Source organism: Rhizobium sp. CAU 1783, from assembly GCF_054551725.1.
In genome coordinates this window covers 385873-400457 of record NZ_JBTOLM010000004.1, presented here as the reverse complement: position 1 = coordinate 400457, position 14585 = coordinate 385873, and the positions used below count along the sequence as shown (strand labels likewise).

Below are 14585 nucleotides of genomic sequence, written 5' to 3'. Positions count from 1 at the left end.
GTTTGGACTCGCAACACGCGTATTAACGGAATAAGCCTTTAGGACAAGGCCTTGGCTGCAATTTTGTCGAATTCTGCGTCAAATTGGCAAAACCGCGACCTGACCTGCCGCTCGCTCCCGTCAGACCAGTCCGAACACGTAAACGATCGGCAACGCTGCAAGAACAACCTCCACTACCAGAAGTAGAAAATTGCGAACGGTCGCGCCACGATCGGACATGATCGACAGAATGCGTCCGAAGGCAGCGAGCGCGAGCGCGGCACCGAACGCGAGATAGACCATCGGCTGGGCCAGAAGCAGGGCCGTTGCGGAAATTCCGGTGATCAGCCCGCCTGCCGAGCGAACCGCGCCGTAGCCGTCCGGGCGCATGTCGCGCGGTTCGAGCGCGAAGAACCTCAGCGTCAGCCCAGGTGCGAACATGACCAGCAAGCCGATCACCCCCGCGATTGCGGCGGCACCGAAAGCCAGCTGCTCGCCGAATTCCGTCGGAAAATAGAATTCCATCGTCAGTCCCCGTCTTCAAGCAAATCGAGAGACGCGCTTATCGCACAAGATTGACGGGCGAGGTATCGGCCCGGCGGCATTTTTCTCGGCTTTTGCGCAACGCCGGTACCGGCCAGACGCTAGAGGAAGCTCTGCGGATCGACGTCGACCTGGACCTGGATCGACTTCCGCTCCTTGGGACCGTTCGCCAGCATCTGCCGGACGAAGCCCTGCATGTCGCTGTGGCGCCGTCCATGCACCAGGAGGCGGAACCGGTGACGCCCGCGGATCAGTGCGAGCGGCGCCTCCGCCGGACCGAGGATGGCGATGTCACGCTCGATGGGCGCCGACTGCCGGAGCTGACGAGCATGCGTCTCGGCCTCTGGCCGCGTATCGGCCGAGACAATGATGGAGACCAGACGGCCGAAGGGCGGCAGAGCCGCCCGCTCCCGTTCGGCGATCTCCCGCTCGTAGAAGGCGGTCGCATCCCCCGACACCAGCGCCTGCATCACCGGATGCATCGGTTGGAAGGTCTGCAGCAGCCCGTGGCTCTTGCGTCCGGTTCGCCCGGCTCGCCCGGTCACCTGGGAGAGGAGCTGGAAGGTGCGTTCGGCCGCCCTCGGATCACCATTGGCAAGCCCGATGTCGGCGTCGACGATGCCGACCAGCGTCATCAACGGGAAATTGTGCCCCTTGGCGACCAGCTGCGTGCCTATGACGATATCCGCCTCCCCGTTGGCGATGGCCTCCAGTTCGAGCCGCAGCCGCTTGACCCCGCCGAGGTCTGAGGAGAGCACGAGCGTGCGCGCGTCGGGAAAGTGCCGTTCCACCTCTTCCGCAATCCGCTCGACGCCGGGACCGCATGCAACGAGATGATCGAGCGTTCCGCATTCGGGACATGCCTGCGGGGTCGGCTCGGCATAGCCGCACTGATGGCACTGTATCTGGCCGCGAAAACGGTGTTCGACCAACCAGCTGGAGCATTGCGGGCACTGGAAGCGATGACCGCACACGCGGCAGAGCGTCAGCGGCGCATAACCCCGCCGGTTGAGGAACAGCAGCGCCTGTTCCTGGCGCTCGACCGTCTTGCCGATCGCCTTCAACAGGACGGGCGACAGGAAGCCGCCGCGCTCCGGCGGATGGCGGCGCATGTCGACGAGATGCAGATCGGGCAGCGCCGCATTGGCAAAGCGGGTCGGCAGGTGAATGCGCCGATACCGGCCGGCCTGGCTGTTCACCTGGCTTTCGACCGACGGGGTGGCCGAGACCAGGACGACGGGAAAGCCGGAGATCCTCGCCCTGACCACGGCCATGTCGCGCGCATTGTAGAAGACCCGGTCTTCCTGCTTGAAGGCTGGATCGTGCTCTTCGTCGACGATGATGAGGCCCAGTTCCTCGAAGGGCAGGAACAAGGCCGAGCGCGCGCCCGCGACGACGCGGATCTCGCCCGTCGCCGTCTGCCGCCAGACCTTCTCGCGGGTGCGGGTCGCCAGATCGGAATGCCATTCGCCGGGCTTGGAGCCGAACCTGTCCTGGAAGCGTTCGAGAAAATTGGCCGTGAGCGCGATTTCCGGCAGGAGGATAAGCACCTGCTTGCCCCGCCGCAGCGTCTCGGCGATCGCCTCGAAATAGACCTCTGTCTTGCCCGAACCGGTGACCCCGTCGATCAACGCGACACAAAAGCCGCCCTTGGCGATGCCGTCGAGGATTTCGTCGGCAGCTTCCTTCTGCGGACCGGCAAGCCGATGAGCAGCGAAATCGGGATCCGGTCGCGCCACCAGCGGCGGCGGCGGCAGGAAAATCGTCTCGAACACGCCCTGGGCGGCGAGGCCGTCGATCACGCTCGCCGAAACGCCGCTCGCGTGTGCCAGCCCGCTCTTCGTCCAGGACAGCCCGTCGACCGCAAGATCGAGCACCTTGCGGCGGGCCGGCGTCATGCGCTCGGGTTCGACGCCGGAAAAGCGGAACCCTTCGACCATCGGTTCCGGGTCGAAGGCCGCCGGTGCCCGCAGCGCCATGCGCGCGACATAGCCGGGCGGGGAAAGCGTATAGGCCGCCACCCAGTCGAGGAAGGTGCGCATGTCCTTGTCGAGCGGCGGGCAATCGAACACTTTGCTGATCGGCCGCAGCTTCTTCGGATCGACCGATCCGCCGTCCGGTCCGTCCCAGACCACGCCGATGACCTGTCGCGGACCAAGCGGTACCTGAACGATCGACCCTGCCTCGACAGCCATTCCGGCCGGAACGCTATAGCTATAGGCAACGGGTGCCGGCATCGGCACCAGCACGGGCACGACACGGGAGGTTGGCAGCGGGCCGAAAAGTCCGGGCGAATCGTCTTTCATGGGACGTCATGTTTGCCCTTGCCTCCCACGAAAGGAAACCCAAAAGACTGCCCCTAAGAGAAAGGCCCGCAGCGACGGCTGCGGGCCTTTCGGGTTTCGCCCGGTCTTCCCCGGATAACTGCGGAACTTAGCCGTAGGTCGCGTATCGCGGCCGCGCCGCAGCCATCTCCGCACCCGCCTGCCGCAGCTGGGCAACGGCATTGCGGTTGCTGTCCGCAAGCTGGAACTGGCGAATGAGTTCACGCAGCCGCTGCGATTCCACCGCGAGCGTGGCACTCGACGCATTGGCCTCCTCGACCATGGCCGCGTTTTTCTGGGTTACCTGGTCCATCTGGTTGACCGCGCTATTGACCTCGGAGAGCCCGACCGACTGCTCGCGAGCGGAGGTGGCGATCGCGTCCATGTGCTGGTTCACGGTGACGATATAGGCCTCGATGGTCTTCAGTGCCTCGCCGGTGTCCTTGACCAGCTTGACCCCGCTTTCGACCTCGGTGCTCGAATTGCGGATCAGATCCTTGATCTCCTTCGCCGCATGGGCGGAACGCTGGGCGAGCTCGCGCACTTCCTGAGCAACGACCGCGAAGCCTTTGCCGGCCTCCCCTGCCCTGGCCGCTTCAACGCCGGCATTGAGTGCGAGGAGGTTTGTCTGGAAGGCGATCTCGTCGATGACCCCGATGATGTTGGCAATCTGGTTGGAGGACTGCTCGATCCGCAGCATCGCATCGACAGCACTCGCCACCACCTGACCAGAATGGGCAGCACTGGCATTGGCCTGGACGGCGACGGAGCGCGCCTCATCGGCACGCCGGGACGAATTTCCAACGTTGACGGTGATTTCGTCCAGGGCAGCCGCGGTCTCCTCGAGTGAGGCCGCCTGCTGTTCTGTCCGCTTTGACAGATCATCGGCGCTCTGGCTGATTTCGCGGGTTCCCGAGTCGATCGAGCGAGAGGCCTCGGCAACGGAGCTGAGCGCATTGCCGAGCTGGGCGACGGCGGCGTTGAAATCGCTGCGCAGGCTTTCGAATTCAGCCGCGAACGGTTCACGCAGCTGATAGGTCAGATTGCCGGCCGACAGCTGCTTGAGACCATCGGCAAGCCCCGCGGTCGCATGGGTCATGGCTTCCGCGCGGGCACGCTCGATTTCGGAATTGCGCCGGCGCTCACGCTCGCTCGCCTCCTGGCTGGACGCGGCCTCCTCCTCCAGCCGACGATTGGCGATGGCATTGTTTCGGAAGACCTCGACGGCTGCGGCCATGGCCCCGATCTCGTCCACGCGCCCGATGCCCGGGATGTCGCAGGACGTGTCGCCATCGGCGAGCGTGCGCATGCTTGCCGTCATCTGCCGGATCGGTCCGGAAATGCTGCGCGCAACCAGCCACATGGCGGCAACGCCACCGAGCGCGATCACCGTCGCCACTGCGATCTGCAGCACGCCGTCGCTGGCATTGCGTTCCGTCAGGTCCTGATCAAGCCGGGTGGCCTCGGCCATGGCAACCTCACGCGGCACGTCGATCATCACGGCCCAAGGGGTTGTGGTGCGGCCGATGACAATCGGCGAGAAGGCTTTGAAGAAGTCGCCATTGGCCTGGACTTCGTCCCTGCCGGAGCGAATGACGTCGATATACTTCGACAGATCCTTGTTGGAAGCATCAAAGGGCTGCCCGATTGTTTCGGGCTTTTCACTGGAAGCGACAACGAGCCCCATGTGACTGACGATCGAGACAGAGGCGTTTCCGCCGTAGATCGAAGCCTTTACCTGTTCGGCAAGCTTCTGGACGAAGGCGAGATCGAAGTCGGCCCCGGCCACGCCGGCAAACTTGCCGTTGACGGTGATCGGCACGGACATAGTTGCCAGATAGACGCTCTTACCCTGGACAATGTAGGGGAGCGGATCGAGGATGCTTTCGCCCTGACCCTTCTGCGGACCTATGTACCAGCCGCCTTTCATGACACCGTTCGGATGGTGGTCGGCGCTGTCATACTCGACGAGTGGCTGCAGTGCGACTTTGCCGGCGGCATCACGGGTCCAGTAGGGCAAGAAACGACCTGTGGCGTCCGACCCCATATCACGACGATTGCGGAAAGCCTCATCGGCACCATCGAGGGCATTCGGCTCCCAGGCGCTGTACGTACCGTTAAAGCGAGGGTTGTCCTTGAGCACGTTGAGAAGGATGGCATTGAGCTGGTCGCGGCGCGTTGCGGCCGGGGTCGAGGCTGCCTCGCCGGCCAGCATCTCGAAGCTGCGCGCCATGACACGAGCAGCATCAAAGGCGCCGTCAAGCGACGTGCGGATGATGCCGGCTTGGGTGGACGCAAGAGTCTGGAGACTCTGCTTGGTTTTCACGTCCGTCAGACCGGTCACGGCTCCGGCGACGAATTCACGGTTGTTGCTTGCGGCCACGATACCATAGCCGACCAAGCCGGCGGTGGCGGCCATCACGCAGATGCCGGAAAGAACCGCAATTTTAAGCTGTATAGACTTGAAGCGCATTCGCATTTCCCTTCACCGAGCGCGTGAGACAAGGGACCTGCGAAGGACGCTTCTAGCCCCTTTGTACGGGACTAGCTTGGGGGCGAGACTGGTTAACAAAGATCGATCGCCAAGACCCCACACAAAGGAGCTAATAAAGCAAATTCGAAAATTGTCGCAAAAGCGCGACATCTTGCCAATCAACGCTTCCCGACGATCAGTTCCCTGGTTTCCGCCACCTGCGTCTCACTGCACCGACGCCCGCCCTTGGACTGCAACCGGCGACAGTTCAAAGCGTGGAGGTAGGGCCTCTCTCAGGGCAGAAAGCGGACGTCAGAACGAAAAAGTCGCATTGCCATCCGCCGCAAGCGCATGAACGGTATGCCGTTCGAGCGCGGCCGTCACGTCGGCCGGATCACCGCTCAACTGGTCCGGCTGGATCATCCGGCCAACCGTGAAGTCGAACCGGTCGCCCTTCTTGTTCAAGAGTTCGTGGAATACCGTCATGTCGCGCAGTTCCGTCGACCATTTGGCGAACCAGTAGAAGAGCCCCGAATTGCGTGCCGCCATGTGAACCGGCAGGATCGGCAGATTGTATTTGCGCGACAGTCCGACCGCGGACGTCTTCCACGGCCTCTCATTCAACCGGCCGTTCGCCCAGTAGGCGATGCGCCCGGAGGGAAAGAGAACCGTCGCCTTCTGCTCCTCGACCGCCCGCGTCGTCAGCTTGAGCGTCTCGCGCGCCTTCAACTTGCTCTTGTGCTCCTCCCGCCACTCGACGGGAATGACCATCTCCGCAAAGCGCGGATTGACGCGCAGCGCATCACGATTGGCAAAGAACATCATGTCCGGCCGGCGCTCCTTGAGGAGGTCGAACATGGCGATGCCGTCCGCGATCCCGGTCGGATGATTGCTGACCAGGATGAACCCGCCACGGTCGGGGATTCGTTCGCCGAACCTGACATTGGTTTCAAGCCTGAGGATATCGCTGAGATATTCGAAGGCCTGGTAGCCGGGCATGTTGGCGATGTCGTTGGCGAACTCGATCGCCTTGGCATAGCGCAGCAATGTGTAGAGGAAGGGCCGCATGACCGGCCAAAGGGGGCTCTTGACGATCTTCTGGCCGCGCTCGGCAATCAGGGTATCGACGATGTGGCCGGGCTTGCCATGCGAAACCAGGGCCACGGCCTCGGCGAATTGCTCGAAAGTGGTCATCGAATCACGCCGCGTCATGCAAAACTCCGATCAAACCGGGCTCAATTCTATCGCAGTCCAATGTGATCGAAGAATGACAGACAATTCCTGCGTTAGCCATTCCCTAACGATCGGGATGACATGCTCCGCCGACATGATTTTGCAAAGGAAACAGCGTGGACAAGCTGCTGATTCTCGCCGCGGAGGACCTGCTGGCCGAACGGGCCGCCTGGCTGGAGAGTCTTGCCGGCGAACGCCGGCTCGCCGCCAACACGCTCGATGCCTATGAGCGCGACACCCGGCAGTTCCTGTCCTTCCTGACCGCCCATGTCGGCGGGCCGGCGAGCATCGGCGATGTCTCGGCCCTGCGCCCGGCGGACCTTCGATCCTTTCTGGCCTTCCGCCGCAAGGAAGGGGCCGGCGCCCGCTCGCTCGGGCGTCATCTGGCGGGTCTCAGGTCATTCCTCAGGCACCTCGAACGCAAGGGCCTGGTCAACGCCGCCGGCGCTGGCGCGATACGCTCCCCGAAGCAACCCAAGTCTCTGCCCAAACCGCTGTCCGGCAGCCAGGCGATGACCATCGTCAGCCGCGAGGCCCAGATACATGAAGAGCCCTGGATCGCGGCCCGCGATGCGGCGGTACTCACCCTGCTCTATGGCTGTGGCCTGCGCATCTCCGAGGCGCTCGACCTCACGCCGGGTGATTTCACCGGCCATCCGACTTCACTCCGCGTCACCGGCAAGGGCTCGAAGACCCGGCTGGTGCCCCTGCTTCCCGCGATCCACGAGGCCGTAGACGCTTACGTCAAACTCTGCCCCTATCACCTGCCGGCCACCGAACCGCTGTTTCGCGGGGCGCGCGGCGGCAAGCTGCAGCCGGCCATCATCCAGCGCGAGATGCAGCGCCTGCGCTCGGCCCTCGGCCTGCCCGATTCGGCAACTCCGCACGCGCTCAGGCATTCCTTCGCGACCCACCTCCTCGGCAGCGGCGGCGACCTGCGCACGATCCAGGAACTGCTCGGCCATGCAAGCCTTTCGACGACACAGGTTTATACCGGCATCGATGCCGCGCGCCTTCTCGACGTCTACGACAAGGCCCATCCTCGCGCCTGAGAAGCCGCCCGCATTAACCAAACCTCTTAAGGGAACGTGAGGGGCCCCGTCGTTAGAGTGCCGCGACCGAAAAACGGACGGGCTGATGATCGCGCTTTCCTTCGACCGCTTCCGCCACAGGCTGACGATGACGTCGCCGGGCGATGTTCTCCTCTGGCTCGCAGCAGCCCTGCCGCTGGCATTGCTTGCCGCGGTCGTCGTTGCGCTCCTGTCGGTCGCGCCGGCGAACGCCGCCGAACCGGTCACTTGCAACGGCAAGGATCTCTTGCCCGGCCTTCAGCAGAGTGACCCTGCCGCCTATCGGAAGATCCTCGCCGAGGCGGAGAAGACGCCGAACGGCAAGGGCCTCTTCTGGAAGATCGAAAAGGAGGGCCTCAAGCCCTCCTATTTGCTTGGCACGATGCACGTCACCGACCCGCGGGTGCTCACGATGCCGGCGGCGGCGCGCTCGGCGGCTGTCGAAGCCTCGACCATCGTCATCGAATCCGACGAGATCCTCGACGAGAAGAAGGCTGCCGCGGCGATGCTGATGCATCCGGAACTCACCATGTTCATGGACGGCACGACGATCCGCGACCATCTTTCCGCTGAAGACGCGACACTGCTGGAGGACGGCTTGAAGGAACGCGGGCTCGCCCTTGCCGCAGTCGCCCGGATGAAGCCGTGGATCATCTCGAGTTTCGTCGCCTTGCCGGCCTGCGAAATCGCCCGCAAGGCAGGCGGCGCCTCCTTCCTCGACAAGCTGATCGCCGAAGATGCGATCAAGTCCGGCAAGAAGGTCGCCGGACTGGAAACGCTTGCGGAGCAACTGAAGGCCATGGCCGACCTGCCGGTCGAATTCCATCTGCAGGCCCTGATCGAGACACTTGAACTTGGCGACCGCATGGACGACGTGATCGAAACCATGACGACGCTCTATCTTGCCGGCGAGACCGGCATGACGATGCCGATGCTGGCGGCAGTCACCCCAGGCAAGCCCGGTGAGGACGAGAGTGGCTACGCCGCCTTCGAACAGCGCATCGTGCTCGACCGCAACAAGGTCATGGCCGAGCGAGCGGCGCCGATGCTGGTCGAGGGCAATGTTTTCGTCGCCGTCGGCGCGCTCCATCTTCCGGGAAAGGACGGGCTGGTGGAGTTGCTGCGCAAGCAGGGTTTCACGGTCACCGCCGTCAACAGCTGAGCACCGCCGGATCGGCCAGGCGCGCCAGCGTCGTGCGAACGATCAGCCGGTGGAACGGTGTGACCGCCAGGATATAGAGCCGGCCGAAGAGATTGTGGCGGTCGACCAGCGTCGTCACCGCGACCCTGCTCCCCTCCGCTCCGGCAGGAAGCACGTCGACCACGATGCGGAAATCCAGATGCCGGTCATCGAAGCCGAGCACAACTTGGTCGTCGCGCACGCTGACCACCGGAAAAGCCCCGACCGAGCCCGCTTCACCGAGCTTCATTTCCGCGGCCTTCAGGCCGAACGGCGCCACGATGCGGTTGCGCAGCATGAGAAGCCCCCGGACCCAGGCCGGCGATTGGCCGAGCGCCAGCCGCGCCGCGCGGATCGCCGGCATGCCGCGCTCCGGCGACAGGACGACATAGCGATCGGCCCAGTCGGCGTCCGGCAGGGCGGAATGCGGAAGCGCCGGGTCTTCCGGAACAATATGCACCATGGCGCTTCCTCTTTTCTTTGCTGAACCGCAGGCCGTACTCTCAGCCCTTGGTCATGCGCTGGGCAACGGTGGTCTTCCAGACGAACTGATGCACCAGGACGGCCGCGACGTGCACGACGATGAGGATCCACATGAGCAGCTTCATCGGCCCGCCATGGATGCCGCCGGCAGCGCCGACGCCACCGTAATAGGCCAGCGCACCGGTGATCGGCAGGGCGAAGAACAGCAGGTAAAAGGCGCCGTGAGCAACCTTGGCGGCGATCTTACCCAGCGGCGGCTCATCGGCCGGAGCTTCCGGCGCGCCATGCGTGAGGCGCAGGATGACACGGATAATCGCAAGACAGAGCACCGCAATCCCGACATAGGCATGAATATTGGCCGATGCGATCATGTCCGCAGAGGGGGCCTGGCCCTCTTCGAAGGCTTCAGTCACCTCTTCCATGGCTTCGGCGAAGAGGAGATTGAAAAGGATCAGACCGGCCATCAGCCAATGGATCAGACGCTGGGGAATGGAATAGGAAAGAACGGGGGAGGAGGACATCAGAGTTGCCTTTTATCAATAGGTTGAGGGCAATTACCTCCGAATGATAAGGGCCGCGCCCTGCTAAGCAAGACGCGGCCCTCAACATGGAGAACTTTTAATCTCTGACCTGGATCACATGTGGATCGGTTTGAAGAAGGTCGCGAGCGCGGCTTCCTTGACGGCCTCCGACATCGTCGGGTGGGCGTGGCAGGTGCGGCCGAGGTCTTCCGACGAACCACCGAATTCCATCAGGACGGCCGCCTCGTGGATCATCTCGCCGGCACCGAAACCGACGATGTGCACGCCAAGCACGCGGTCCGTTTCCTTGTCGGCGAGAACCTTGACGAAACCGTCGGTGGCCAGCATCGCACGGGCGCGGCCGTTGGCGGTGAAGGGGAACTTGCCGACCTTGTAGGCGACGCCCGCGGCCTTCAGCTCTTCCTCGGTCTTGCCGACCGAGGCCACTTCCGGCTGCGTGTAGACCACGCCCGGGATGACGTCGTAGTTCACATGCCCATGCTGGCCGGCGAGGATCTCGGCGAGCGCCACGCCTTCGTCTTCCGCCTTGTGGGCGAGCATCGGGCCCTTCACGACGTCGCCGATGGCATAGATGCCCGGGACATTGGTGCGGTAGTGGCCGTCGATCTCGACGCGACCGCGGCCATCGAGGGCAACACCGGCTTCCGCCAGGCCGAGGCCTTCGGTGTAGGGCTTGCGGCCAGTGGCGATCAACACGACGTCCGCGTCGACGGTCTGCGCCTCACCGCCGTTGACGGGTTCGAAGGTGACCTTTGCGCCCTTGTCGGACTTTGCGACGCCGGTGACCTTGGCACCGAGGTTGAACTCCATACCCTGCTTGGCGAGCATGCGCTGGAACTGCTTGGAAACTTCGCCGTCCATGCCGCCGAGAATGGTGTCGAGATACTCGACGACCGTCACCTTGGCGCCGAGGCGCATCCAGACCGAACCGAGCTCGAGGCCGATAACCCCGCCGCCGACGACGATCATCTTGCCGGGAACCTTGTCGAGCGCGATGCCGCCGGTGGAGGACACGATGACCTTCTCGTCGATCTCGACGGCAACGCCCGGAATGCCGGCGACGTCCGAGCCGGTTGCGATGACGATGTTCTTGGTCTCGAGGATCTGCTCCTCGCCCTTGTCGTTAGTCACAGACACCTTGCCGGCCGAAACCACTTTGCCGGTGCCCTGGAAGCCGTCGATCTTGTTCTTCTTGAACAGGAAGGAAACGCCCTCGACGTTAGACTTAACGGTCGCGTCCTTGTGGGCCATCATCTTGGCGAGGTTGAGCTTCGGCGCAGCAACCTCGACGCCGAGCGCATCCATGCCGTGGGCCGCGTGATGAAAGGTCTCCGAAGCGTGCAGGAGGGCCTTGGACGGGATGCAGCCGACATTGAGGCAGGTACCGCCATAGGTGGCGCGCTTCTCGACCACCGCGACCTTGAGACCAAGCTGGGCGGCCTTCACTGCGCAGACATAACCGCCGGGGCCGGAGCCGATAATGATGACATCGTAAGACATGGGCTGCTTCCTTCGTTTCCGGCGACTAGCGTCCGCCGCTGACATTCAAGATGGCGCCAGTCACATAGGATGCCTGGCTGGACATGAGATAGAGAACTGCGTCGGCAACCTCGCCGGCCTGGCCGGGACGTTGCATGGGGATCGCCGAAGCCATGGCACTCGCCCGGTCGGGTATACCGCCGGACGCGTGGATATCGGTATCGATGATGCCGGGGCGGATCGCGTTCACGCGGATGCCTTCGGCTGCGACCTCCTTCGACAGGCCGACCGTGAAGGTGTCGATCGCGCCCTTGGAGGCGGCGTAATCGACATATTGTCCCGGACTGCCGATGATTGCCGCCATGGAGGACAGGTTGACGATCGAACCGCCTTGTCCGCCGTGCTTCGTCGACATCCGCCGGACCGCCTCGGCCGCGCAACGGATCTTGCCGATCACGTTGATCGCGAACATGCGGTCCAGGCGTTCCCGGCTGAAATCCTCGACGCGCTCGGCCTGGTCCACGACGCCGGCGTTGTTGACCAGGGCGTCGAGCCGGCCGAAGCGCTCGTCGAGAGCTCCGAAGATAGCGGCAATGCCCTCTTCGGTGCCGGTATCGCCCTGCACGATCTCGGCACGTCCGCCGACCGCCTGGATCTCATCGGCGAGCGCCTGCGCCGCTTCCTTCCGGGTGACATAGTTGATCAGGACATCCCAGCCCTGGGCGGCGGCCTTGCGGGCAACCGCTGCGCCGATACCACGGCCTCCGCCGGTGATCAGGACGACGGGCCGGCCGGTCATTTCGAGCACTCCTGACGCTCGAACACATCCCAGGACATCGCGTTCAGATCCTTGCCGATCACTGACCGTGAAACGGCGGGACCGAAGCCCGGCAGCAGCAGGCTGTCCGGCGCAGCGGCTCCTTCGGCCGGCAGGAGATCGATATGACCGGTCGCCTTGTCGGCAGCGTAGATGATGCCGGTCCAGATCGTGCAGGCAGCGAGATCCGCCCCCGTCACATCCCCTTCCGGACAATTATGCATCACCATCGCGACGGGGCGTTCGATTTCCGGGTCGAACATCACATGGCCTTCGACGGTCGTCTTGTTCGAAGGGGCGGTGAGCGTGAAGCGGTGGCTCACAGGCGTGTTTTCGCCGCTCGCCGCCTGGAAACGGATCTCCATGTTGGTTTCCGCTTCCCGATAGACGGCCCGTTCAATCGGGCAGTCTGCGGCGATCGCCGGCAAAGCGCCGCCGCAGAAAGCCAACGCGGTCCCCAGCGTCCGGCGGCGCCTCATCTCAATTCGCCTTTGCCGCGGCAAGCTTCAGCCCGAAGGCGATGAACACCAGACCGGACGCCCGGTTGATCCACTTGCTCATGCGAGAAAAGACCGCACGCATACGCGGCGTTGTCATGAAGAAGGAAACGCCGACGAACCAGGTGATCAGGCAGGTTGCCATCACGAGACCGTAGCCGAACTTCACCATGCCCGGCGTCGAGGCGCTGACGAGCGCCGAGAAGATCGACAGAAAGAAGAGAACCGGCTTGGGGTTCAGCGCATTCGCAAGGAAACCGAGACCGAAGGCCCGGAACGCGCTCTGGCGCGGCGCTTCCTTGTCACCGACAGAGGGCTCCAGCTCGGTCTTGCCGGCACGAAGCGACATCACGCCCATGTAGATGAGGTAGGCGGCACCCACCCATTTGATGATGCCGAACAGGAGAAGCGACTGCGAAATGATGATGCCGAGGCCGAGGATCGTATAGGTCACATGGAACATCAGCGACGTGCCGATCCCGACGCTGGTCAGGATCGCCGCGCGGCGCCCATGCACCATCGCCTGCCGCATGACCATCGCGGTGTCGGCGCCGGGCGCGACGATCGCGAAGGAGAAGACGGCCATCAGAGATGCGAGTTCCAGGAGATAGGCGTGCATCGTCGTTTCCCTTCCGGCGCAGCGCAAGTATGCGGCTGGCCGCTATGCCGGATTGCACGAGAGGCTGCCGGGGCAGCCTCTCGCAAGTGTTGTCTTAGAGATCGAGAACCAGGCGTTCCGGATCTTCCAGGCTTTCCTTGACACGAACGAGGAAGGTCACGGCTTCCTTGCCGTCGACGATCCGGTGGTCGTAGGAGAGCGCCAGATACATCATCGGACGGATGACAACCTGACCGCCGATGGCGACCGGACGATCCTGGATCTTGTGCATGCCGAGGATGCCGGATTGCGGCGCGTTGAGGATCGGCGAAGACATCAGCGAACCGTACACACCACCGTTGGAGATGGTGAAGGTACCGCCCTGCATGTCTGCCATCGACAGCGCGCCGTCACGAGCGAGCTTCCCGAGACGGCCGATATCCTTCTCGATTTCGGCGATCGACATCTGGTCGGCATCGCGCACGATCGGAACGACCAGGCCCTTGTCGGTGCCGACGGCGACGCCGATGTGGCAGTAGTTCTTGTAGACGATGTCGGTGCCGTCGATCTCGGCGTTGACGGCCGGGAGTTCCTTGAGCGCATGGGTCACGGCCTTGGTGAAGAAGCCCATGAAACCGAGCTTCACGCCGTGCTTCTTCTCGAAGATGTCCTTGTACTTGTTGCGCAGGCTCATCACGGCCGACATGTCCACCTCGTTGTAGGTGGTCAGCATGGCCGCGGTGTTCTGGGCGTCCTTCAGGCGCTTCGCGATTGTCTGGCGCAGGCGGGTCATCTTGACGCGCTCTTCGCGGACGGCGTCCTCGGCGGCCGAAGGTGCGCGCGGAGCGGCTGCCGGGGCCGGAGCGGCGACGGCAGTCACGCCCTTGGCGACGGCGGCGATCACGTCGCCCTTCAGAACCTGGCCACGCTTGCCCGAACCTTCGACCTGGTCGGCCGAGAGATTGTTTTCGGCAAGCATCTTGGCGGCGGCCGGAGCGGCCGGCATTGCGCCTGCGGCGGGAGCCGGAGCGGAGACGGCCGGGGCAGCAGGAGCGGCAGCGGCAGCCGGTGCGGCGGGCTTGGCGGCTTCAGCCGGAGCGGCGGCTCCAGCCGATGCACCTTCGGCGATCTGGCCGAGCAGCGCGCCGAGGCCGACGGTTTCGCCATTGGCGGCAACGATTTCGGTGAGCACGCCCGAAGCCGGAGCCGGAACCTCGACGGTTACCTTGTCGGTTTCGAGTTCGACGAGCGGTTCGTCGGCCTTGACGACATCGCCGACCTTCTTGAACCAGGTGCCGACGGTGGCTTCGCTGACGGATTCACCCAGGGTGGGTACGCGGATTTCTGTGGCCATGATCTCAATTCCG

General features: G+C 63.8%; 13 protein-coding genes. 2 read left to right on the top strand and 11 right to left on the bottom strand.

The genetic code is table 11. From position 1 onward, the window contains the following. Nucleotides 1–120 precede the first annotated feature (120 nt). From ACX93L_RS18280 to ACX93L_RS18265, 4 genes are all read right to left on the bottom strand, one after another. Nucleotides 121–504 (bottom strand): AGROH133_08824 family phage infection protein, encoded by a 384-nt coding sequence (locus ACX93L_RS18280; RefSeq protein ID WP_459406131.1) that lies wholly within the window; start codon nt 502–504, stop codon nt 121–123. A gap of 119 nt (nt 505–623) precedes the next feature. After that, nucleotides 624–2828, bottom strand: coding sequence for a primosomal protein N' (locus ACX93L_RS18275; RefSeq protein WP_459406130.1), 2205 nt, complete (start codon nt 2826–2828; stop codon nt 624–626). A 127-nt stretch (nt 2829–2955) separates the two neighbouring features. Next, nucleotides 2956–5319: a methyl-accepting chemotaxis protein gene (locus ACX93L_RS18270; RefSeq protein WP_459406129.1), complete on the bottom strand. Its 2364-nt coding sequence runs from the start codon at nt 5317–5319 to the stop codon at nt 2956–2958. A gap of 312 nt (nt 5320–5631) precedes the next feature. Beyond that, nucleotides 5632–6531 carry a GNAT family N-acetyltransferase gene (locus ACX93L_RS18265; RefSeq protein WP_459406128.1) on the bottom strand — a complete coding sequence of 300 codons (900 nt, stop codon included), beginning with the start codon at nt 6529–6531 and terminating at the stop codon, nt 5632–5634. Between the two features lie 137 nt (nt 6532–6668). Between ACX93L_RS18265 and ACX93L_RS18260 the strand changes: the two genes are divergently transcribed. Both ACX93L_RS18260 and ACX93L_RS18255 read left to right on the top strand, forming a co-directional pair. Beyond that, nucleotides 6669–7604: a tyrosine recombinase XerC gene (locus tag ACX93L_RS18260; protein ID WP_459406127.1), complete on the top strand. Its 936-nt coding sequence runs from the start codon at nt 6669–6671 to the stop codon at nt 7602–7604. 85 nt (nt 7605–7689) lie between these two features. Next, nucleotides 7690–8784, top strand: coding sequence for a TraB/GumN family protein (locus ACX93L_RS18255; RefSeq protein WP_459406126.1), 1095 nt, complete (start codon nt 7690–7692; stop codon nt 8782–8784). Here ACX93L_RS18255 and ACX93L_RS18250 read toward each other — a convergent pair. The 7 genes from ACX93L_RS18250 to odhB form a co-directional block, all read right to left on the bottom strand. Then, nucleotides 8774–9265: a DUF2867 domain-containing protein gene (locus ACX93L_RS18250; RefSeq protein ID WP_459406125.1), complete on the bottom strand. Its 492-nt coding sequence runs from the start codon at nt 9263–9265 to the stop codon at nt 8774–8776. The genes ACX93L_RS18255 and ACX93L_RS18250 overlap by 11 nt on opposite strands. Nucleotides 9266–9305: 40 nt before the next feature. Beyond that, on the bottom strand, nt 9306–9806 hold the full coding sequence (locus tag ACX93L_RS18245; protein WP_459406124.1) for a cytochrome b: 501 nt from the start codon (nt 9804–9806) through the stop codon (nt 9306–9308). A 114-nt stretch (nt 9807–9920) separates the two neighbouring features. Then, nucleotides 9921–11327, bottom strand: a complete 1407-nt coding sequence (lpdA, locus tag ACX93L_RS18240) for a dihydrolipoyl dehydrogenase (protein WP_459406123.1) — start codon at nt 11325–11327, stop codon at nt 9921–9923. Nucleotides 11328–11352: 25 nt separating this feature from the next. Continuing rightward, complete coding sequence (locus ACX93L_RS18235) at nt 11353–12105, bottom strand: SDR family oxidoreductase (protein WP_459406122.1); 753 nt, start codon at nt 12103–12105, stop codon at nt 11353–11355. Then, nucleotides 12102–12602: a hypothetical protein gene (locus tag ACX93L_RS18230; RefSeq protein ID WP_459406121.1), complete on the bottom strand. Its 501-nt coding sequence runs from the start codon at nt 12600–12602 to the stop codon at nt 12102–12104. Before ACX93L_RS18230 ends, ACX93L_RS18235 begins: the two co-directional genes overlap by 4 nt. A gap of 1 nt (nt 12603) precedes the next feature. After that, nucleotides 12604–13239, bottom strand: a complete 636-nt coding sequence (locus tag ACX93L_RS18225) for a LysE family transporter (protein ID WP_459406120.1) — start codon at nt 13237–13239, stop codon at nt 12604–12606. A gap of 94 nt (nt 13240–13333) precedes the next feature. Further along, nucleotides 13334–14572, bottom strand: coding sequence for a 2-oxoglutarate dehydrogenase complex dihydrolipoyllysine-residue succinyltransferase (gene odhB / locus ACX93L_RS18220; protein ID WP_459406119.1), 1239 nt, complete (start codon nt 14570–14572; stop codon nt 13334–13336). Between the last annotated feature and the right edge of the window lie 13 nt (nt 14573–14585).